Genomic DNA, 21221 nt, shown 5'->3' on the forward strand with positions numbered 1-21221 from the left:
CGAGCGCGGACCCGGCCACGGGCGCGGCGCGGGCACAGGCGCGGCGCGTTGCGCCCGGGTCGGCGCGTTGCGCCCGGGTGAGCGCTCGCGTTGCGCCCGGGTCCGAGGGCCCAGGCCCTGCGCCGACCGCGCCTCACGCCCACGCGCCTTGCATGTGCGTCGCGCCGTTTGCGTCGGGCCGTATGTCTCGTGCCGCATGCCTCGTGTCGGGTCCCCGTGCCCCATGCCCCGCGCCTCGCGCCTCGCTCCGTCTAGCGCCGTGCGCCCGCGATCCCCGCCTCGGTGTCCGGGGCTTGGACTCTCGATCCGAGCCGGTCCGGTTCATCCCCACGCCCAGGCGCCTGCGAGACCCCCTTGCCCTTGCCGCGCGCCGTCCCACGCCCCCGCTCGCCCCCATCGCCGAATGCGTCAGGCCAAGATCCGAGCAACTTCAGGGATGTAGCTACCTCCAGCGCTCGCGAGGCGACAACATCCCTGAAACTGCTGCCTTGACTGTGGGCGGGAGCGGGGCGGGGCCGATGAGCGCCGAGGCAGGGCCGGCGGGCAGAGAGCTACGGGCGGCGGGCCGCGGGCATCGCGTGGAGCCACCTCGGCACGATGTGCCCTGGCGCCAAACGCCAAACGTCCGGCGTTGACCGACGATCACACATCGGCGTCTGAGGGGCCCCGGCTTATGCGACTCGCGCCGGAACCCGGCCGCCGAGGGCCCGCCCAATCCGCCGCCCACCCCGCCGCCGCGGCCTCGTGGCCTGCCGAGCAAAGGGTGGTCCCGTCGAGTCCGGGCACCGTCCTGACGCTCGACGCCGGCACCGTCATCGCCGACGGGTGCGAGCGGGCTCGCGGGCAACGAACGACTGACCAAAAAGTTATCCACACCGGTTGTCCACAGGCACCCCCTGTTTCACGTGAAACACCGCGTGGAACCGGGTGCCAGCCTGTGGATGACGGCCCGTGTTCAGGATCTCGGCAGCCTGTGGATATCCCTTCACCGGTGCTTCGGTGGTCCACACATCGATCGACGGTGAGCGCTGATCGGGTGGACCCCGAAGGGATCAAACTGGTAGGGACAGCGGTGCCAGACTCGGTTAGGGTCAGCGTCGTGCACGACACCCCTCCCTCAGTCCCGGACTTCACCCAGTGGCCCTCGTTCCCCTTCGAGGGCGAGCTCCGTGTGAAGCAGCTCGACGATCCGGTCCCGGTCGAACCGCCACGCAAGGGCGAGGGCCTCCGGGAATGCACCGCCTGCAACGCTCCTGACGACGCCTACATCTGGGTGGGTGAGCGGTGGCGGGTACGCGCCATGGACCGGCCCACCGGCCTGCCCATGGTGCTCATCCTGGAATCGCGGACCCATCTCGACCTGGGTGACCTGCCGAACCTGCTTGCCGCCGAACTGGGCGTGATGACCGTCCGTCTGGAGCGGGCCATCCGATCCTTGGACGGCGTGGCACGGGTGCACGTCAACAGGTGGGGTGATGGCTCCGCCCATCTGCACATGTGGTTCCTCGCCCGGCCGTACGGGCGGCTTCAGCTGCGGGGCACCTTCCTGTCGCTGTGGGACTCGATCCTGCCGCCGATCTCCGAGGCGCAGTGGCGGGAGAACCTGGCGCTCGTCGCCGCCTGGCTCGCCGAGTTCGGTGGCCGGCCGCTGGCCGAGCCGCCCCGCATCCAGTGGCAGGCACCGTCCAGCCTGCTGGCGCAGTCCGCCGCTGCGGATGCCGCTGCGGCCGCGGCGGCGGCGGTCTCGGTCATCGAAGCGGCGGAGGAGATCCCCGAGCCAGCGCCCGACGCGGACGACAGCACCGACGCGGACGACAGCACCGACGCGGACGGCGACACCGACGCGGACGGCGACACCAAGACGGACGGCGACACCGACCCGGACACCGGAACCGCGCCCAGGGCCACTACCGCCGATCCGGCAACCGGAACCAACGCCGCGACCACCGACCCGGCAACCGAACCAGCTGGCGCATCAGCACCCGGTCCGGCGGACGTGGCTGGCCCCGCCGGCCGCACCGCCACGGCCGGCACCCAACCCACCAGCAACCCCAGCACCTCCGAGGACGCCCCCACCGCACGCTGACACCCGACTGGATCATGAGGTTGACGGCGACCGCAGCGCCGTGCGCACCCGCCAACCTCATGATCGATCGGTCGGGAGGGACCGCGCGGGAGCCGGGCGCGGAGTTGGGCGCGGCAGCGGGGAGCTCAGGACGTGGTAGGGCGCGCGGCGGCGCGGCTGACCAGGGAGCCGAGGAGTCGACCGAAGTCCAGGCCGGCAGCCTGCACGGCGAGCGGGAGTAGCGACGTCTCCGTCATGCCGGGCGAGACGTTGACCTCCAGCACGTGCGGCTGACCGTCGGCGTCGACGATCACGTCGACCCGGGAGAGGTCACGCAGGCCGAGCGCGGTGTGCGCGGCGAGGGCCACGTCGGCGACCTGGGCGGCTGCCTCCGGCTCCAGCCGGGCCGGGGCGTGCCAGGTGGTACGCCCGGCGGTGTAACGGGCGGCGTAGTCGTAGACCCCGTTACGCGGCACGATCTCCACCGGCGGCAGCGCCTGCGGTCCGTCGCCGAGGTCGACCACGGAGACCGCCACGTCCATGCCCGGCACGTACCGCTCCACCAGCGCCGTGGAGTCGTACGCGAAGCAGCCGACCATCGCGGCCGGCAGCGACGCGGCGTCGCGAACCACGGCGGCGCCCAGCCCCGACCCGCCCTGCGCCGGCTTGACCATCAGGGGCAGGCCCAGCCGGTCGGCGATCCGGTCGAGCACGGCCACCGCACCCAGCTCGGAGAAGCGGTCGTGTGGCAGGGCCACCCAGTCCGGCGTCGGGATGCCGGCCTCGCGGAGCACCGCTTTGGCCGAGGGCTTGTCCCAGGCGAGCCGGGAGGCGCGGGCGTCGCAGCCGACGTACGGGACGCCGCACAGGTCCAGCACTCCGCGCAGCGAGCCGTCCTCGCCGGTGGCGCCGTGCAGTGCGATCACCACGGCGTCCGGCGGGTCGACGGCGAGCGCCGGCAGCAGGGCCACGTCGGCGTCCCGCAGCTCGGCCTCCACGCCGACAGCGCGCAGCGCGTCGAGCACCCGGCGGCCGGAGCGCAGCGAGACGTCCCGCTCGTAGGAGAGCCCACCGGCGAGTACCAGCACGCGCAGGTCGGCCGCGACGGCGGATTTGGTCACGTGGAGGCGCTCGGCAGCGGTCGTACCCATGCCGGCATCATGCCAAGTCGGGTCCCGGCACGTCGGAGCCGGCCTGGCCGCGTCGTCCGGCAGCGCCACCCACGGCACCGAAGACCCGGCGCATCGAGATCTCCTGCTCCATCACTCCGGCCAGCCGGCGGACGCCCTCGCGGATCCGCTCGGGCGGCGGGAAGCTGAAGTTCAGCCGCATGGTGCCGGTGCCCGTGCCGTCGGCGTAGAAGCCGGTGCCGGGCACGTAGGCGACCCGGGCGGCGACCGCGCGCGGCATCATGGCCTTCGAGTCGAGCCCGTCGGGCAGGGTGGCCCAGACGAAGAGGCCGCCGGCCGGGGTGGTCCAGCTGGTGCCCTCGGGCATCAGGTCGGCCAGGGCGTCGAGCATGGCGTCCCGGCGCTCCCGGTAGACCTCGCGGTAGACCTTGAGTTGCTGCCGCCAGGGCATGGTGCCCAGGTAGGTGGCGACCGCGGCCTGGGCGTAGCCGCTGGGGCAGAGAATCTGCGCCTCGCTGGCGATGACCAGCTTGTCGCGGACCGCGTGCGGCGCCAGGATCCAGCCGACCCGCAGCCCGGGCGCGAAGGTCTTGGAGAAGGTGCTGAGGTAGAACACCCCGTCCCGACGACGGGCCCGCAACGGTGCCGGCGCCTCGCCCTCGAACCCCAACTGGCCGTACGGGTCGTCCTCGACCACGAGCAGGCCGGCGCGCTCACAGATGTCGAGGACGCGCTCCCTGCGCTCCTCGCTGAGCGTCACGCCGGTCGGATTCTGGTAGGTGGGGATGGTGTAGAGGAACTTCACCCGCCGGCCCGCCCGGGCCAGGTCGTCGATGGCGGCCTCCAACGCCTCCGGGATCAGCCCGTCGGCGTCCATCGGCACGTGCGCCACCTGCGCCTGGGCGGCCTGGAACACCCCGAGCGCGCCGACGTACGTCGGGCCCTCGGCGAGCACCACGTCACCCGGGTCGAGGAAGAGCCGGGCCACCAGGTCCAGCGCCTGCTGCCCGCCCACGGTGACCACCACGTCCTCCGGGGAGGCGCCGCCGCCGGCGTCGATCCCGGAGAGCGCCATCACCTCGCAGATCCGTTCGCGCAGCTCGAGGGTGCCCTGGCCGATGCCGTACTGGAGGGTGGTCACACCGTGCTCGGAGCCGAGCCGGCCGAGCATCTCGCCGACCGCGTCGAGCGGCAGGGCGGCGATGTACGGCGCCCCACCGGCGAGCGAGACGACCTCCGGCCGGCTGGCCACCGCGAAGAGCGCTCGGATCTCGGAGGCGGTCATCCCGCGTACCCGCCGGGCGTACCGGTCGGTGTAGTCGTCGAGCGTCGTGCCGGTCATGACCTCACCTCGATCGCTGCTCGGGTGGCTCCCCCGGGGTACCCCGGACGCTGGCGACCATGGCGGCGGGGACACCGATTGTCGATCCTAGTCCGCCAGCGCCGGGGCGCCGGCCTGCTGCGCCGTACCGTCCACATCCCGGACCGGTCCCCGGTGTCCCCCGCCGCGGTGAGCATCTGCGCGTCCCCTCCCGTACCGTCGATCGGCGGCGTACGATCGCTCGTCGGGGGCAGGAAGGCGGCGCTGTCGTTCCGTGCCGGTCTCACCACCGAGCCTATTGTGGGGATGCGCCATATGTCGCGACGTCTGGTCAGCCTGACCCTCGACACGTTGGAAGACCTTCCTCGCCCATGCCGACAGTGCGTCTACTGGGAGTTGGATCCGGTCTCCGCCGACCGGGCCTGCGCCGCCGGCGATCCGGGCCTGGAGAAGGAGGCGTGGGTCTCCCAGACGCTGCTGGAGTGGGGCTCGTGCGGCAAGCTCGCGTACGTCGACGGCATGCCGGCGGGCTTCGTGATGTACGCCCCGCCCGCCTACGTCCCCCGCTCGATGGCTTTTCCCACGTCGCCGGTCTCCGCCGACGCGGCGCTGTTGATGACCGCCAACGTGGTGGCCGCGTTCGCCGGTGGCGGGTTGGGCCGGATGCTGGTGCAAGGTGTCGCCCGGGACCTGACCAAGCGGGGGATCAAGGCGATCGAGGCGTTCGGCGATGCCAAGTTCGGCGACGCCGACGACCCGGCGGGTGGCTGCGTCGCACCGGCCGATTTCTTCCTCTCCGTTGGGTTCAAGACGGTCCGTCCGCATCCGCGGTTTCCCCGCCTGCGGCTGGAGCTGCGCACCGCGCTGAGCTGGAAGTCCGACGTCGAGTACGCGCTGGAGAAGCTGCTCGGCTCGATGAGCCCGGAGACCCTGCTCCGCCCGGTCCGCCCCGCCCCGGCCACCCGCGGCTGAGCGGACGTCGCCGAGCGCCCGGGCGGTCGACGAGCCGGCTCAGTCGATCACCGTCCCGGCGGTCACCACCGCCCGCAGCTCGCTGACGTCGATCGATCCGGTCGGCACGTCCCGCTCGATCGGGAAGTACATCCGCTGCACCGCGGCCACGATCGCCTCCACCACCCGGTCCCGGAACGCGGGGTCGACGATCCGGGCGCGGTCCGCCGGCGAGGTGAGGTAGCCGACCTCCACCCGGACCGCCGGCATCCGGGTCAGCCGCAGCAGGTCCCACGCCTTGGCGTGGGTGCGGCAGTCCCGCAGCCCGGTGCGCGCGACGATCTCCCGCTGCACCAGACCGGCCAGCCGCTCACCCGTCGCCGACGTCACCCCGTTGTTAGTGCCGTAGTGGTAGGTCGCCACGCCCTCCGCGTCCGGGTTGGCGTGCCCGTCCAGGTGCAGCGAGATGAACACGTCGGCGCCGAGTGAGTTGGCCAGCAGCGCGCGGTCGGTGTCCGGCAGGCAACTGTCGGGCGCCGGGCCCCGGGTGAGCTGCACCCGCACCCCGGACGCGGCGAGCCGCCCCTCCAGCCGGCTGGCGAGGTCGTGCATCAGGTCCGCCTCCGTCCAGCGCAGCGACCCGTCCGGCACCACCACCCCCGGGTCGGTGCCACCGTGGCCGGGGTCGATGACCACCGTCTTGCCGACCAGCGCCGGCCCGGACTGCCGGATCGCGTCGGACTCGCGTAGCCACTGGGGGCGGCCACCGACCACCTTGCGGCCGATCCGGCGCAGCGCGTTCATCGTGTGCGGTCCGCAGGAGCCGTCGGGGGTGAGCCCGACCTCGCGCTGGAACTGGGCCACCGCCCGGGAGGTCCGGATGCCGTAGATGGCGTCCGCCCGGCCCACGTCGTACCCCATCTCCAGGAGTCGCTCCTGGAGCGACCGGACGTCCTCGCCGGTGAGCGGATCGGGCACCGCGTGGTAGAGGGTGCGGGCGCCGAGCCGCCACCGTGCGGCGTCCAGGGCCCCCCAGGTCTCCCTCCCGACCCGGCCGTCCACGCTGAGCCCGCGGGACTGCTGGAACGCGCGGACCGCTCGCTCGGTGTCGAGGTCGAACTCGTCCGGGTGCGGGCCCGCGGCGGTGGCGAGCAGCTCGAGGCCGGTGAGGATGGTACGGATCTCCGTGACCGCGGGTCCCCGGTCACCGGGTCGAATCGGACGCACGCACGACCCCCTCTGCACGACGCTGGCTGGCCGGGCGGCCCCGGCTTGAGGCTATGCGTTCCGGCGCTGCGAGGTGGCTCGGGCGGAAAAAACGGCAGTGGCGTGGGCCCGGAAGACACCGAACCCCGCACCCGGTGACCGGGTACGGGGTCCAGTGACGTTCCTGCTGGTCAGAGTGCCGATTCGATGAGCCGGACCAGCTCGCCCTTCGGCTTGGCGCCGGCGATCGACTGCACCGGCTGGCCGTTCTTGAAGACGGTGAGCGTGGGCACCGACATCACCCGGTAGGCCCGGGCGGTCTCCGGGTTCTCGTCGATGTTGAGCTTGACGATGGTGACCTGGTCACCCATCTCGCCGGCGATCTCCTCGAGCAGCGGCGACACCTTGCGGCAGGGGCCGCACCACTCGGCCCAGAAGTCCACCAGAACCGGCTTGTCGGCCTGCAGCACGTCAGCCACGAAGCTCGCGTCGGTGACCGCCTTGGTTGTTCCCACTATGCCCCTCCTCCGGGATGTGTTCGATTATCAGCTGAGCGTCGCGATGAACCGCTCGGCGTCGAGCGCGGCGGCACAGCCGGTGCCGGCCGCGGTGATCGCCTGACGGTAGGTGTGGTCGACCACGTCGCCAGCGGCGAAGACGCCGGGCACGCTGGTCCGGGTGCTGGGGGCCTGGACCTTCACGTAGCCCTCGTCGTCCAGCTCGACCTGGTCGCGGAAGAGTTCACTGCGGGGGTCGTGACCGATGGCCACGAAGACGCCGGTCACGTCCAGCACCTTGGTCTCGCCGCTGTGCACGTTGCGGACCCGTACGCCGGTGACCTTGCCGTCGGCGCCCAGGACCTCCTCGACGGTGCTGTTCCACTCGACCTTGATCTTCTCGTTGTTCATCGCCCGGTCAGCCATGATCTTGCTGGCCCGGAACGAGTCGCGTCGGTGGATGATGGTGACCGAGTCGGCGAAGCGGGTGAGGAAGCTGGCCTCCTCCATCGCCGAGTCGCCGCCGCCGACGACCACGATGTGCTGGTTGCGGAAGAAGAATCCGTCACAGGTGGCGCACGAGGAGACGCCGTGGCCGAGGTACTCCTGCTCGCCGGGCACGCCCAGCGGGCGCCAGGCCGAACCGGTGGAGAGGATGATGGAGCGGGCCCGGTAGGCGGTCTCGCCGACCCAGACGGTGCTCACCGCGTCGGCGCCCGCATCGCCGGTGTCGACCAGCTCGACCCGGGTCACGTCGTCGGTGAGGAACTCGGCGCCGAACCGCTCGGCCTGCTTGCGCATGTTGTCCATCAGCTCGGGGCCGAGGATGCCGTCGGCGAAGCCGGGGAAGTTTTCCACCTCGGTAGTGGTCATCAGTGCGCCGCCCGACTGCACGCCCTCAATGATCAGCGGCTTCAGGTTGGCGCGTGCGGCGTAGACCGCCGCCGTGTAACCGGCCGGCCCGGAGCCGATGATGATCAGGTTGCGGACCTCGTCCACTGCCGTCTCCCGAGTTGTGTGTGTCGGCGTCGGCGCACGCACCGATGCTGATCCGAGTGCCGACGCCTGGAGGGTGCCGGCAGGTGACTTCCAGAACGTCATCGTACGAACCGGGGATTCCCGAGCCGGACCTCCGGTGGGTCAGGTCACGCGGACGCTCAGCTCGCCGGTGACCGCAGATTCACCCTACCCGCGCCGAATACCGGCTGTCCGAGCCGGACCCGGGGACGCCGCACTCCGGGCCGCTCACCCAGGCCCAGCGGGCGCCGGCAGCGTCGGTGAACCGGATGATGAGTGCCTGCTCGCCCCGGAACTCGGCGTAGTCGATCACTTCGACGACCAGCGGGGCGGATCCGTGCTCGGCCGCCACATCGGCCAGGCAGGTTTTCAGCGCGGCCTCGTCGGTCAGCCGGGCCAACTGGTCCCGCCCGCCCGACGCCGGTCGCCGGCCCTCCTCGGCGGACACCTCGGGCTGCCCGTCGGCGGAGGTGCTGGCCTGCCGCAGGGGGGAAGGACCGCCCGTCCTGTCGCCGAGGCTCTGCGGGTTGTAATCCGTGCCGCTGCGTAGGGACGGTCCGGTGGTGCGGACCACGCTGTCGGGCGCGCTGGCCGGCTGGTTCAGGGCGCTGGTGCCGGCGGTGTCCGAGGCGTCCATGGAGAGCTGGTTGAGGCCCAGCCCGCCCGCGACGACGGCGACCACCGCGACGGCCACCGGAGCGGCACGTCGGGCCCACCTGCGCCGGCGGCGACCCGGACCGGTTCGTGTGCCGCGCCCCGGCTCGGACGGGGACGGGCTGACGGCCCGGCGACCGGGACCGCTTCCGCCCTGTGCCGGCACGACCACCGGTGTGGCGACGCCGGCCTCCGGCTCCCCATCGCCGGTGCCCGCGTCGGCCGGGGTGCCGTTCGGTACCGGATCCGCCGCAGCCAACGCGGCAGCGAGACGGTCGGCGACCGCCGGCGGCAGCTCCGGGGAGGGCTCGGCCCACCGGGCCAGGTCGGCGCGGACCTCGGCCACCGCGAGGGCCAGCAGCGCGTACGCCTCGGCCCAGGCCGGGTCCGTGTCGACCAGCCGAGCGACCTCCGCCTGCTGCGGCGTGCCGTCCAACGCCCCGCCGAGGTAGTCAGCGAGCAGGTCGTCGTCGACCTCCCTGTACCCCTCGGTCGTCACGTGTCCTCCTGATTGGCGTCCCGCCGGTACCGGCCCGACCCTGATCCGACGCCCTCCGCCGGGCGTGGGTTCCCCGGCGTGACGCCGGGCACGCCCGCGACCGGTCCGGATGGCTCCGGGCGGGCCGTGGGCGTCGCCGTGCCGGCTGACGGGCGGAGGTGCCCGAGCAGCACCGCCAGCCGGGCCCGACCCCGGGCGCACCGGCTCTTCACCGTCCCCTCGGCGACGCCGAGGATGCGTGCCACCTCGGCGACCGGGTAGCCCTGCAGGTCCACCAGCACGAGGGCGGCGCGTTGTTCGACAGGTAGCGCCGCGAGCGCCTCGCGGACCACCAGCGCGGTGTCGTGGTCCTGCGCCGGTGCGGCCGGCTCCACTCCTGGCGTGCCCGACCCGTCCCCGGCGCGGTTGCCGTCGGGCAGCGGAACGGTGGGATGCGCCTGCCGGCGTCGGATCCGGTCCAGGCAGGCGTTCACCACGATGCGGTGCAGCCAGGTGGTGACGGCGGAGTCACCGCGGAACCGGGCGGCCGCCCGGTGCGCGGACAACAGCGCGTCCTGGAGGGCGTCGGCGGCCTCTTCCCGGTCGCCGAGCGTCCGCAGGGCCACCGCCCAGAGCCGGTCGCGGTGCCGGTGGAACAGTTCGGCGAAGGCGTCCCGGTCTCCGCTGGCGTGGGCGCGCAGCAGCTCCAGGTCGGTTGCGGCGTCGCGCCCGTCCATCACCACGTCCAGCGGATGCGGTGCCCTGGTGGAGGTGCCAAGCTCACGACCCCTGGACCGTGATCTCCTGCACCCCCAGCTTGAAGCCGCCCTCGGCCGGAGGCAGTTCGGTGATCCAGAACAGCAGGTACTGGTATTTCTTGTCCGCGTCGAAGCCGTTGAACGTCATGGTGGTGCCGTCGTGGTCCTCGAACGGCTGCCCGATGGCGGTCTTGTAGTTCGCCACCACCTGCTTGTCACCGTTGGAGGTCGACGGCGGGTTGCCGGTGCCGGCGAGGAGTTGGGCGGAGGCGCCGGTCGCGGAGAGCACCGCCTGCACCGACTTGACGCTGTGCGGCTCGCCCAGATCGAGCCAGACGCCCATGCCCTTCTTGAGGTTGCCGAAGTTGGGGCGGCGGTCGTAGGTGTCCGTCTCCCAGCCCTTGTCCTCGTCACCGTCAATGATCTTGTCGGCGTCGCGGAGCTCGTTGCGCTTCGTGCTGTCCGGGTCGATGATCCGGACGCCCGTCACGGTCAGCTTCCGCACCGTGGCGGCGGCCGGGGTGACCTCGCCGGCCGGGGCGCTGGCGGTGGGAGCGGCCCCCGCGCTGCCCTGCGGGTCCTCGTCATCGCCGCCCAGCGCGCTGATCCCGATCAGCAGACCGACCAGGGCGACCGCCAGCAGACCGGCGATGCCCACGGCGACCTTGCGACCGCCGGCCGCGGCCAGCGGCGACGGCTCCTCCTCGGTGTCGGCGGCGAACCGCAACGGCCCGCTGTTGTCGAGGTAGTGCTCCTCCTCGGCCGGCACGTCCAGCCGGGCCAACTCGGCGGCGAGCACGTCCGACGAGGGCGGGGCGATCTCGGCGTCGAGCAGATCCATGGTCAGGTCGTCCAGGTACGCGGGCACTCCGGCCCGAACCTGGCGGGGGGCCGCGATGCCGCCGCTGGCGTCCCGGACCGCGTCCGGGATCGCGGCACGGCCGTGCCCGGCGGTGGCGCCGTGCAGCGGAGCCTCGGCGTGCGGCCAGTAGCCGGTCAGGGCGAAGTAGAGGATCCCGCCGACCGCCCGGATGTCGTTCTCCTGGCTGTCGGCGCCGTCGGTGCGCGCGTCGGCAAGGACCACCCGGCCCTCGTCGCTGATCATCACGGTGCCGGGGTGCACGTTGCCGTGCACCATCCCGGTGGCGTGCACCGCGGCGAGCGCGCTGGCGACGGCGTTGCCGATCGCGGTGGCCCGGGCCGGGTCCAGCGGGCCCCCGGTCGCCAGGTCGCGCAGCGACTGCCCGTCCACCCACTCGCGCACCACGTACGCCCGCTCGGCCTCGTCGATCGCGTCGTAGACGCCGACCAGGTTGGGGTGGATGACCCGGCTGGCCGCGACGGCGGCCTGAAGCATCTCGGTGGCGGAGTCGCCACCCGGGTAGCGCAGCACCACCGCGACGGGACGGCGCAGGATGACGTCGATCCCACGCCAGACCAGCCGACCCGCGCTGTCGTTGTTGATGTGCTCGACCAGCTCGTACCGCTCGGCGAGGACTTCACCGGCCGTGGGAGCACCGAAGGTCATGAGCGGCGGAGCGCTCTCGTCCGCCTCCTGACCCTCGCCGACCTGGGTCACCCGTCCTCCCTCGGTGATCGTGTCGATCGATGGACCCGCACTGCTGGGCATGTGGCTTCCCGCTCTGCCGTCGAAGGAACCGGCCGACCGGTGTCGACGCGCAGCGTCGGCGCCTGCCGTACCCGTCGAGAGCGACCTTACCCGGGTTGCCCGTCTCTCCGACATGTCAACTTCCCGCCGTACCCGGCGGGGTGCCGGGAGTCGGAGAAGTCGTCCGGTTACGACCGTTGTCAGCCACGTTGCTGGCACATGTACTAGCCAATCTACGGCTTCACCGCAAGTGACCGACGCCGGGGCCGACCCAGGTTGGTGCTCCCGTCAGCGGGCGTGTTCCCGCCGATCGGATCGACACGCTCAGCCGTACGGCCAGTTATCCACAGGTGATTCGGCGGCTGACCGGCGAATCGCGGAGTTATCCACAGGTGCATCCCCAGCCTGGTGATCCGCGGTCACGATCCGTGCAGGTACGACTTTTCGTAGCTGGACGTTCGCGCTCACCGACCGATCCGGCGGCGGACCATGCCGACCACCTCGGTGATCTCCCCGATCCGCAGCAGCGTGGCCAGCCCCAGGTAGGTACCGCCGATCACCACGCCGCCGATCACGAGCTGGATAACGGCCTGGGCCCAGCTCGGCGTGTCGCCGCCAGGCAGCAGATTCACCACCAGCAGGCCGACCAGAGCGGAACCCAACGCGGCGAGCGCCACCCGGCCGAGGGTACGCAGGATCGCGCCCATCCCGATCCGGCCGATCCTGGGGCGCAGCAGCCACGCCGAGGCGAACGCCGCAGCCACATAGGAGACCGCGTTGCCGATCATCATGCCGGCCGCGGCGAAGTGAGCGGCGAAGGCGACGAAGAGCACCACCTGCACACCGATCCGCAACGCCACCACCGGAATGTTGATCAGCGCCGGGGTCCGGGTGTCGGGCAGAGCGTAGAAGGCGAAGGTGAAGAGCTGACTGATCGCGAACGGCACGAGCGCCAGCGCGGCCAGCAGCAGCACCAGGGACGTGTCCGCCGCGTTCTCGTCGCTGAACGCCCCGTAGCGGAACAGGGCCACGGCCAGCGGGGTGGCCAACACCGCGTAGCAGACCGCGATGGGTGCGAGCACCGCCGAGACGGTGCGGGTGCCGCGGGACAGGTCCGCGGCGACGTCGGCGTACCGCCCGTCGGCGGCGGCCGCGCTCATCCGGGGCATCAGCGCAGTGATGATCGAGACGGCGATGATGCCGTGCGCCATCATCAGCAGCAGGAACACGTTGTTGTAGATCAGCGGGCCGGCGGCGTTCTCCTTGCCCGCCCGGCTGAGCAGGTTGAACAGCACGATCAGGCCGACCTGGCTGACCGCGACGTAGCAGAACATCCAGCCGCCGAGCCGGCCCAGCTCGCGCAGCCCGAGGGACCGGAAGTCGAACCGGAACCGCCAGCGGAAGCCGACCTTGCGCAGCGCCGGCAGCAGGCCGATCGCCTGGATCGCCACACCGAGCAGGGTGCCGCCACCGATCAGCAGGACCCGCCCGGGGGTCATCGCCTCCGGCCGGATGATCTCGGCGCCGAAGATCGCGATGTAGAGCCCGGCGGTGGCGATCACCACGACGTTGTTCAGGATCGGCGCCCACATCGGGGCGGCGAAGTGCCCTCGGGTGTTGAGCATCGCGCTGATCAGGGCGCTGAGGCCGCTGAAGAAGATCATCGGCAGCATCAGGCGGGACAGTGCGGTCACCAGGTCCTGGTAGTCCTCGCCCGCCTTGTCACTGGCCGCCAGCGAGGTCAGCACCGGGGCGCAGACGACGGCCAACAGCGCCGCCGCGGCCAGGGTCAGCACCGCGAGGGTCAGCAACCGCTGGGCGTACGCCTGGCCAGCGTCGGCGTCGGACCGGCGACGCCGCACCAGCACCGGGATCAGCACGCTGGTGAGGATTCCGCCGAGCAGGAACTCGTAGACCATTCCGGGCAGGATCTGCGCGGTGGTGTACGCGTCACCCACCAGCGCGCCACCGAGCGCGGCGGTCAGCACCAGGGTCCGCAGGAAGCCCGTGCCCCGGCTGACCAGGCTGCCGATCGCCATGACCGCGCTGTTGGTCGCCGCGCTCGCCTCGGCCACCTGCTCCTGCGGTGGCGCGGTCGACTCCATGGCCGGCTGGTTCAGCGGCTCGGCGGAGATGAAGGTGGCGCCGTCCCCCGGGCGTGCGCCGGGCCCGCCGTCGTGCGCGGCGTTCGCGCTGCGGTAGAGCCCGCCGCTCATCTCCAGCCTCCCAGTGGGTACGTCGAGGCGGGCACCGACCCGCACGTCACAGACCTTAGTCAACCGGTGCCTGTTACCCGCGCCCGGCGGAGGGGATGCCGACCGGGCCCGATAGTCTGGCGATCCCATGTCCGAATCCTCCGCTCCACACGCCGCCGACCGCCGCGAACTCACCGGCGCCCAGCGCAACGCCGTCGCCGAACTGCTCCGGGTCTCCCCGGTCGCCGACGAGTTGGGCCGACGGTTCGTCCGTGCCGGTCACGAACTGCACCTGGTGGGCGGTTCGGTGCGGGACGCGCTGCTCGGCCGGCTCGGGGACGACCTGGACTTCTGCACCGACGCGCACCCCGACGAGACGCTGCGGATCATCAAGGGCTGGGCCGAGTCGATCTGGGAGACCGGTCGGGAGTTCGGCACCATCGGCGCACAGCGCGACGGCCTCCGGCTGGAGATCACCACCTTCCGCGCCGAGTCGTACGACCAGGTCACCCGTAACCCCGTGGTGGTCTACGGCACCAACCTCACCGAGGATCTGAGGCGGCGCGACTTCACCATCAACGCGATGGCGGTCAGCCTGCCGGAGCACCGGTTCACCGACCCGCACGGCGGGCTGGACGATCTCTCGGCCAAGGTGATCCGTACCCCCGCCGACCCCCGCGAGTCGTTCGGCGACGACCCGCTGCGGATGCTGCGGGCCGCCCGGTTCGCCGCTCAGCTGCGCTTCGCCGTGCACCCGGACGTGCACGCGGCGATGGGCCGGATGGCCGCCGACCTGGACCGGATCACCGCCGAGCGGATCCGCGACGAGTTCACCAAGCTGCTCTGCGGCGCCGACCCGATCACCGGGCTGCGGCTGCTGGTCGACAGCGGTCTGGCCGAGCGGTTCCTGCCGGAGCTGACCGGGCTGAAGCTGGAGATCGACGAGCACGCCCAGCACAAGGACGTCTACGAGCACACGCTGACGGTCGTCGAGAACGCGGTCTCCTTCGAGGAGGAGGGCTGCGACTTCATCCTGCGGATGGCAGCCCTCATGCACGACGTGGGCAAGCCGGCGACCAAGGCGATCGGCCCCGACGGCCGGGTCAGCTTCCACCACCACGAGGTGGTCGGCGCCCGGCTGACCAAGGCCCGGATGAAGGCAATGCGCTACCCGAAGGACATCACCGCGAAGGTGACCGCGCTGGTCGCGCTGCACCTGCGCTTCTACGGGTACGGCCGGGGCGAGTGGACCGACTCGGCGGTACGCCGCTACGTCGCCGACGCCGGTGACCTGCTGTCCCGGCTGCACAAACTGACCCGCTCGGACTGCACCACCCGCAACCGGCGTAAGGCCGCCCAGCTCGGCGCGGACTACGACGCGTTGGAGGACCGGATCGCCCGGATCGCGGCCGAGGAGGACCTGGCCCGGGTCCGCCCCGACCTGGACGGCAACGCGATCATGGAGCTGCTGGGCGTACCGCCGGGGCCGGTCGTGGGACGGGCGTGGAAGCACCTCAAGGAGCAGCGCCTCGAGCACGGCCCGCTGGACCGCGACGCCGCCGAGGCGGAGCTGCTGCGCTGGGCCCGCGCCGAGGGCCTGATCGACTGACCGGAGCCGACCCGCCACGACAGGCGCCGCCCCCGAACCCGGGAGCGGCGCCTGTCGGCGTACGGCGTCAGCGGGTCTCGACGGCCGTCCCGTCCACCGAAGTGGTGCCCTTGCCGGCCGAGGTGCCGTTGCTGACCGCGCTGGACGCCGAGCCGAGCCGGGCGAGCAGACCGGCCAGGTCGATCCCGGTCAGGTCGCTGCCCAGTTGGAGCCCCTGTGCCACGTTGCCGGCCACCGACTTCGTCAGCGACGACGCGCCGTCGGTGGAGATGACGGTCATTTTGTCGATCGCCCCGATCGGTGCGCTGGCCGCCTCGACAACCTGCGGCAGCACCTTGACCAGCAGGTCCAGCACCGCCGCCTCCCCGTACGCGGCGAACGCCTCCGCCTTGCGCGCCATCGCGTCCGCCTCGGCCTGACCCTTCGCCAGGATGGCCGCCGCCTCGGCCTGACCCTCCCGCTCCACCGCCTCGGCGATCGCGGAGCGCCGGCGCTGCTCGGCCTCACCCTCCTTGGCGCCCTCGATCGCGTTCGCCTCGGCGAGCGCGGCCCGCCGGGCCCGCTCGCCCTCACCGGTGAGCCGGGCCTGCTCCGCGGACGCCTGCGCGGCGGCGATGACCGCCTGCCGCTGCGCGTCCGCGTGCAGCACCGCCGCGTTGCGGGCCGCCTCGGCCTCCTGCTCCACCTTGTACCGGGCGGCGTCGGCCGGCTTGCGTACCTCGGTGTCCAGCTGGCGCTGCTTGAGCTCGGCGTTGCGCTCAGCCACCTTCTGCTGCTCGGAGAGGATCGCCTGGTCCCGCTCGGCCTGGGCGAGCGGCCCGGCCGCCGCCGACTTCGCCTTCGCCGCGTCGATCTCCGCCTGGATGCCGGCCTGCTTGAGGGACAGGTTCCGGTTAGCCTCGGCGATGGCCTCCTCGGCGAGCAGCCGCTCCTGCTCGGCCTGCTGCCGGGCCCGCGCCTCGGCGATCGCCGCGTCCTTGAGCACCCGGGCGGCCTCGGGCCGACCCAGGTCCTGCAGGTACGAGCCCTCGGCCAGGATGTCCTGGAGTTGGAACGTGTCCAGCACCAGGCCCTGGTTGGTCATCGAGTGCTCGGCCTCCTCCGCCACCGCGCTGGCGAACGCCGCCCGGTCCCGGATGACCTCCTCGACGGTGAGCCGGCCGACGATCGAGCGCAGCGCACCGGCCAGCACCTCCCGCGTGAAGTTGTCGATCTCGTCCTGCTGGTGCAGGAACCGCTGGGCGGCGGCCCGGATCGCATCCTCGGTGCCGCCGACCTTCACGATCGCCACGCCGTGCAGGTCGGCGCGGATGCCCTGCTTGCTCACCGCACCCCGGATGCCGACGTCGATCCGCCGGCTGGACAGGTCGAGCGACTGGAGCTTCTGCACCACCGGCAGCACGAAGACCGAGGCGCCCAGCACCACCTTCTGGCCGGACATGTCGGTCGACCGGCCGCCGTCGGCGGTCTGCGTGGTGCGGCCCTTGCGGCCGGTGACGATGAACGCCTCGTTCGGCCCGGCCACCTTGATCCGGGAGAGCACGAAGAACACCAGGACGAGCACGAGGAGGACCGCGCCGCCGATGGCGATTAACAGGGGCATGAAGGAGTCCCGTCTTCGAGAAGGAGTCAGTAGGTCTCGACGTGCACGCTGGTCTCGCTGAGCGCCTGCACGACGAAGACCTGGGCGCCGACCGGGATCGGCTGGTCGGCGCGGGCGTTGAGCTTGACCGGCTGGCCGGCGACCCGTACCCGGACCTCGCCGTAGCCGTCGGCGGGTACCGGGGTGACCACCAGGCCGAGCGCGCCGACCAGGTCGTCCCGGGTGGGGGTGGGGTCGGTGCGCATGTTCCGTGCCGCCCGGCTCAGCCGGGACGCCAACCACGCGGTGGGCACGGCGGCGACCAGGCCGCCGGCAGCGGCGCCCGCGATCACGCCGGGGGTACCCGCGCCGAGCAGTTCGTTCACAATGGCCCCGCCGAAGCCGAACGCCCCGGCGAAGCCGGCGACCGTCTCGGTCGAGATCGGCCCGTCCACGTCGGCGTGCCCGAAGTGCAGCAGCTCGCTGCCGAGCAGGGCGAGCGCCAGCACTCCGACACCCGCCCCGCCGATGATCAGAAAGATGAGCGTCCCCGTGGCCACGACCTGCACGGTATCGAAATCACGCAACATTTCGGCGGTCAGCGGGGCGCGAAGATGATCTCCCGATCCGGGCCGCTGGTGTTGATCGAAAAGGGGCAGCGCCGACGGACCTTGGCACGTTATCTTCTGCGCCGCCGGTTGATCGCTCCGGTCTGTCCGCAACGAGAGGGCCTGCCGTGGCTGTCGTGATCACCATCTACATCATCGGCCTGGCGCTGACCGCGGTCGTGCTGCTGGGCGTCGCGGTCACCTCCTTCGCCACCACCTCGCGGGTCGACCGGGTGCTGGCCGGTATCGGCGCTGTGCTCGCCGGCTACTACGCCTATTACCTGCTGGGCACCGGCGAGGGGCACGTCACGATCTTCTACGCGGCGTTGCTGCTGCCCTTCTTCGCCGGCCGCAAGCTGTACCTGGGCTTCCACGATCGCGACCGCGCCCGCGCCGAGCGGGCCGCTGCTGCTGCGGCGAACCGGGCAGCCGAGGAGTGGCGTTCGGCCCGACGCTGGTAGCCGGGCCGGCAAGGAAGTCCGCGACAGGGACAATGGGTGGATGCACTGGACCGTGCTCGACTCACCGATCGGCGAGTTCTCCGTGGCCACCGACGGCACGAGCGTGTGCGGCACGCACTTCGGCCGGGTGGACGCCGCGGTCGACGAACCCACCGACCCGTTGTCCTGGCAGGCCGTCACCGAGCTGCGGGCGTACTTCGCCGGTGAGCTGACTGCGTTCACCGTCCCGGTGTCGGTTCCGCGCGGCTCGGAGTTCGAGCGGGCGGTGTGGCGGGAGATGACCCGCATTCCGTACGGCGAGACGTCGACGTACGGCGAGGTGGCGCGCGTGGTCGGCGACTCCGGGGCGGCACGGGCGGTTGGTGTGGCCTGCAACCGCAACCCGGTCCCGGTGATCGTGCCGTGTCACCGGATCGTCGGCGCCGGCGGCAAACTGGTCGGGTTCGGGGGTGGCCTGCCGCGCAAGGTGCACCTGCTGGAGCTGGAGGCCCGGGTGGCCCTGCAACGCGCCTGGTCCTGACCGACCCGGCCCGTTGGTGAACGCGCCGAGGGCCGGGTCCGTACGGACCCGGCCCTCGGCGGTGCTGGTGGTCAGCGGGTCAGCGCTCGACCTCACCGGCGATGAACTCCTCGACGGCCTGGTGGGCGTCGTGGTCGGCGTACTGCACCGGCGGGGACTTCATGAAGTACGACGAGGCCGACAGGATCGGGCCGCCGATCTTCCGGTCCAGTGCGATCTTCGCGGCGCGGACCGCGTCGATGATGACGCCGGCCGAGTTCGGAGAGTCCCACACCTCGAGCTTGAGCTCGGCGTTGAGCGGGGTGTCGCCGAACGAGCGGCCCTCCAGGCGGATGTACGCCCACTTGCGGTCGTCGAGCCACGGCACGTGGTCCGACGGGCCGATGTGCACGTCGCTCTTGCTCATCTCGTGCGGGATCTGCGAGGTGACCGACTGAGTCTTCGAGATCTTCTTCGAGACCAGCCGCTTGCGCTCCAGCATGTTCATGAAGTCCATGTTGCCGCCGAAGTTGAGCTGGTACGTGCGCAGCAGCTCGACACCGCGGTCCTCGAAGAGCTTCGCCAGCGCCCGGTGCACGATGGTGGCGCCGACCTGGCTCTTGATGTCGTCACCGACGATCGGCAGGCCAGCGTCCTCGAACTTCTTCGCCCACTCCGGGTCGGAGGCGATGAAGACCGGCAGGGCGTTGACGAACGCGCAGCCGGCGTCGATCGCTGCCTGGGCGTAGAACTTGGCGGCCTGCTCGGAGCCGACCGGGAGATAGCAGACGACGACGTCGACCTGCGCGTCGCGCAGCGCCTGCGCCACGTCGACGGGGGTGGCGTCGGACTCCTCGACGATCTCGCGGTAGTACTGGCCCAGACCGTCGAAGGTCGGACCACGCTGCACGCTGATGCCGGTCGGCGGCACGTCGCAGAGCTTGATGGTGTTGTTCTCGCTGGCGACGATCGCCTCCGCGAGGTCCATGCCCACCTTCTTGGCGTCCACGTCGAACGCCGCGACGAACTCCACGGCGGAGACGTGGTAGTCGCCGAAGGCAACGTGCATGAGACCCGGGACGCGGTCGTTCGGGTCGGCATTCCGGTAGTACTCGACGCCCTGAACAAGGGACGAGGCGCAGTTACCCACACCGACGATGGCGACGCGGACGGAGCCCATAGCGTCTGCCTCCTTCTTTTCTGTCACGGCCGCTCTTTCCTGGTCTCTCCAGGCGGAGGCGGGCTGTTGTCTTCTCGTCGGCCACCGGCCGTCCCGATGTGCGGGACCGTCGGGGCTCGGCCGGAGCGCTCGTTGGCGATGAGCTCCTCCAGCCAGCGGACCTCACGCTCACAGGCGTCAAGGCCGTGGCGCTGCAGTTCCAGGGTGTAAGCGTCGAGGCGCTCGGCCGCCCGGCCCAGCACGTCACGAAGTCCTTCGCGACGTTCCTCGATCTTGCGGCGGCGACCCTCCAGGATGCGCAGTCGGGTCGCCTGGTCGGTCCGGGCGAAGAACGCGAAGTGCACTCCGAAGCCCGTGTCGTCGTACGTCTCGGGCCCGGCCTGCGCGATCAGCTGGGCGAAGCGTTCCTTGCCTTCCGCGGTGATTTTGTAGACCACCCGACCTCGTCGGCTGGTCAGCGCGGGAACCTCCTCGGCGGTGGCGGGTGTCTCGGCGGCTTCGGTGATCCATCCCGCCGCCTGCAACCTGCGTAGGGTCGGGTAGAGCGAGCCGTAGCTGATCGCCGCCCGGATCGCACCGAGTTTGGCGGTCAGCTCCTTGCGCAGCTCATAGCCGTGCATCGGAGACTCCTGCAGGAGGCCGAGGATGGCGAACTCGAGCACTGCGCCACCCTCTCTTTACCCCCGGCACGGAGTGGTAACCGCCGCGATGTATCGGACCGATACATCGCACGTTAGCGGGTCACGGATGCCAGGGCAAACCCTCATTCCGGGATGCTGTCGTCACGGATCGTTACCGTGGTCGCCTGGTCGGGCCGGACCGCGTACCCTTCTCCGCATGCGTACGCAGCGCCAGGTCGTCGACTACTCGCTCCAGAAGCGAGCGGTGCTGCGTGAGCTCCTGGCCGGCCGGGTCGGCACGTACGACGTCTGCGACGCGTCGCCGTACCTGAAGAACGCCGCTCGGTTCCACGGCGAACCGACCGACCGGCGTTGCCCGATCTGCCGCAGTGAGAACCTGACACTCGTCCACTACATTTACGGTGACGAACTCAAGCAGTCCGCCGGTCAGGCGCGGACACTGGCCGAGCTGCCCGTGCTGGCGATGACGCTGCGTGAGTTCCAGGTCTTCGTGGTGGAGGTGTGCCTCGGCTGTGACTGGAACCATCTCGTCGAGCAGTACCTGCTCGGTCGGGACGGTCTCACCGGCGAGGTCGACGGCACCAGTGAGCAGGACGCGGCGGGCGCCGGTGGCGCCGGCCGGCGGAGGCGAGAGGCGCAACGGTGATCTCAGCTGGTTCGACCGGCCCCGGGGCCGTAGACGTTACCCGGGACGGTCGACCGCTCGTTGGTCTGATTGGCCCGATTGATACTGCAATGACCCCGGTGAACCGGCACCCCC

General features: G+C 71.6%; 19 protein-coding genes. 6 read left to right on the top strand and 13 right to left on the bottom strand.

Annotated elements, in window-relative coordinates; translation table 11 throughout:
• Positions 1–1099: 1099 nt before the first annotated feature.
• On the top strand, positions 1100–2086 hold the full coding sequence (locus ACWD6N_RS13500) for a hypothetical protein (protein WP_450004781.1): 987 nt from the start codon (positions 1100–1102) through the stop codon (positions 2084–2086).
• Positions 2087–2211: 125 nt separating this feature from the next.
• On the opposite strand, the gene ACWD6N_RS13505 is transcribed toward ACWD6N_RS13500, so the two are convergent.
• Positions 2212–3216: a D-alanine--D-alanine ligase family protein gene (locus tag ACWD6N_RS13505; RefSeq protein WP_450004782.1), complete on the bottom strand. Its 1005-nt coding sequence runs from the start codon at positions 3214–3216 to the stop codon at positions 2212–2214.
• 7 nt (positions 3217–3223) lie between these two features.
• Positions 3224–4537, bottom strand: coding sequence for an aminotransferase-like domain-containing protein (locus ACWD6N_RS13510; RefSeq protein WP_450004783.1), 1314 nt, complete (start codon positions 4535–4537; stop codon positions 3224–3226).
• 294 nt (positions 4538–4831) lie between these two features.
• Between ACWD6N_RS13510 and ACWD6N_RS13515 the strand changes: the two genes are divergently transcribed.
• The gene (locus tag ACWD6N_RS13515) at positions 4832–5488 is read left to right on the top strand and encodes a GNAT family N-acetyltransferase (protein WP_354967103.1); all 657 of its coding nucleotides are present in this window, start codon (positions 4832–4834) and stop codon (positions 5486–5488) included.
• A 39-nt stretch (positions 5489–5527) separates the two neighbouring features.
• Here ACWD6N_RS13515 and ACWD6N_RS13520 read toward each other — a convergent pair whose 3' ends face one another.
• The 7 genes from ACWD6N_RS13520 to murJ form a co-directional block, all read right to left on the bottom strand.
• Positions 5528–6694 carry an N-acetylmuramoyl-L-alanine amidase gene (locus ACWD6N_RS13520; RefSeq protein WP_450004784.1) on the bottom strand — a complete coding sequence of 389 codons (1167 nt, stop codon included), beginning with the start codon at positions 6692–6694 and terminating at the stop codon, positions 5528–5530.
• Positions 6695–6864: 170 nt separating this feature from the next.
• Positions 6865–7188 carry a thioredoxin gene (trxA, locus tag ACWD6N_RS13525; RefSeq protein WP_089018414.1) on the bottom strand — a complete coding sequence of 108 codons (324 nt, stop codon included), beginning with the start codon at positions 7186–7188 and terminating at the stop codon, positions 6865–6867.
• Positions 7189–7218: 30 nt separating this feature from the next.
• Positions 7219–8169, bottom strand: coding sequence for a thioredoxin-disulfide reductase (gene trxB / locus ACWD6N_RS13530; RefSeq protein WP_450004785.1), 951 nt, complete (start codon positions 8167–8169; stop codon positions 7219–7221).
• A gap of 181 nt (positions 8170–8350) precedes the next feature.
• Positions 8351–9340 carry a hypothetical protein gene (locus ACWD6N_RS13535; protein WP_450004786.1) on the bottom strand — a complete coding sequence of 330 codons (990 nt, stop codon included), beginning with the start codon at positions 9338–9340 and terminating at the stop codon, positions 8351–8353.
• Positions 9337–10056 (bottom strand): RNA polymerase sigma factor SigM, encoded by a 720-nt coding sequence (gene sigM / locus ACWD6N_RS13540; protein WP_450004787.1) that lies wholly within the window; start codon positions 10054–10056, stop codon positions 9337–9339. Before sigM ends, ACWD6N_RS13535 begins: the two co-directional genes overlap by 4 nt.
• A 43-nt stretch (positions 10057–10099) precedes the next feature.
• Entirely contained in the window at positions 10100–11707 is a 1608-nt protein-coding gene (locus ACWD6N_RS13545; protein ID WP_450004788.1) for a protein kinase family protein, read from the bottom strand.
• A gap of 443 nt (positions 11708–12150) precedes the next feature.
• Positions 12151–13902 carry a murein biosynthesis integral membrane protein MurJ gene (murJ, locus tag ACWD6N_RS13550; RefSeq protein ID WP_450004818.1) on the bottom strand — a complete coding sequence of 584 codons (1752 nt, stop codon included), beginning with the start codon at positions 13900–13902 and terminating at the stop codon, positions 12151–12153.
• A gap of 127 nt (positions 13903–14029) precedes the next feature.
• Here murJ and ACWD6N_RS13555 point away from each other — a divergent pair, with 127 nt between their 5' ends.
• A complete protein-coding gene (locus ACWD6N_RS13555) occupies positions 14030–15490 on the top strand; it encodes a CCA tRNA nucleotidyltransferase (RefSeq protein ID WP_450004789.1) in 1461 nt (486 codons plus the stop codon).
• Positions 15491–15557: 67 nt separating this feature from the next.
• Here the strand turns inward: ACWD6N_RS13555 and ACWD6N_RS13560 are convergent, their stop codons facing one another.
• Both ACWD6N_RS13560 and ACWD6N_RS13565 read right to left on the bottom strand, forming a co-directional pair.
• Positions 15558–17093 (bottom strand): flotillin family protein, encoded by a 1536-nt coding sequence (locus ACWD6N_RS13560; RefSeq protein WP_450004790.1) that lies wholly within the window; start codon positions 17091–17093, stop codon positions 15558–15560.
• Positions 17094–17119: 26 nt separating this feature from the next.
• Entirely contained in the window at positions 17120–17662 is a 543-nt protein-coding gene (locus ACWD6N_RS13565) for a hypothetical protein (RefSeq protein WP_449936163.1), read from the bottom strand.
• 146 nt (positions 17663–17808) lie between these two features.
• On the opposite strand from ACWD6N_RS13565, the gene ACWD6N_RS13570 reads away from it, so the two are divergent.
• Complete coding sequence (locus ACWD6N_RS13570; protein ID WP_354967112.1) at positions 17809–18141, top strand: hypothetical protein; 333 nt, start codon at positions 17809–17811, stop codon at positions 18139–18141.
• A gap of 40 nt (positions 18142–18181) precedes the next feature.
• Positions 18182–18661 carry a methylated-DNA--[protein]-cysteine S-methyltransferase gene (locus ACWD6N_RS13575; RefSeq protein WP_450004791.1) on the top strand — a complete coding sequence of 160 codons (480 nt, stop codon included), beginning with the start codon at positions 18182–18184 and terminating at the stop codon, positions 18659–18661.
• Between the two features lie 79 nt (positions 18662–18740).
• Here the strand turns inward: ACWD6N_RS13575 and ACWD6N_RS13580 are convergent, their stop codons facing one another.
• Positions 18741–19820 carry an inositol-3-phosphate synthase gene (locus ACWD6N_RS13580; protein WP_449936168.1) on the bottom strand — a complete coding sequence of 360 codons (1080 nt, stop codon included), beginning with the start codon at positions 19818–19820 and terminating at the stop codon, positions 18741–18743.
• 23 nt (positions 19821–19843) lie between these two features.
• Positions 19844–20482, bottom strand: coding sequence for a PadR family transcriptional regulator (locus tag ACWD6N_RS13585; RefSeq protein WP_354967115.1), 639 nt, complete (start codon positions 20480–20482; stop codon positions 19844–19846).
• A 175-nt stretch (positions 20483–20657) separates the two neighbouring features.
• Between ACWD6N_RS13585 and ACWD6N_RS13590 the strand changes: the two genes are divergently transcribed.
• Positions 20658–21107, top strand: coding sequence for a DUF5318 domain-containing protein (locus ACWD6N_RS13590; RefSeq protein WP_387324926.1), 450 nt, complete (start codon positions 20658–20660; stop codon positions 21105–21107).
• Positions 21108–21221 lie beyond the last annotated feature (114 nt).

The sequence above is a fragment of the Micromonospora sp. NPDC005163 genome (assembly GCF_053599835.1).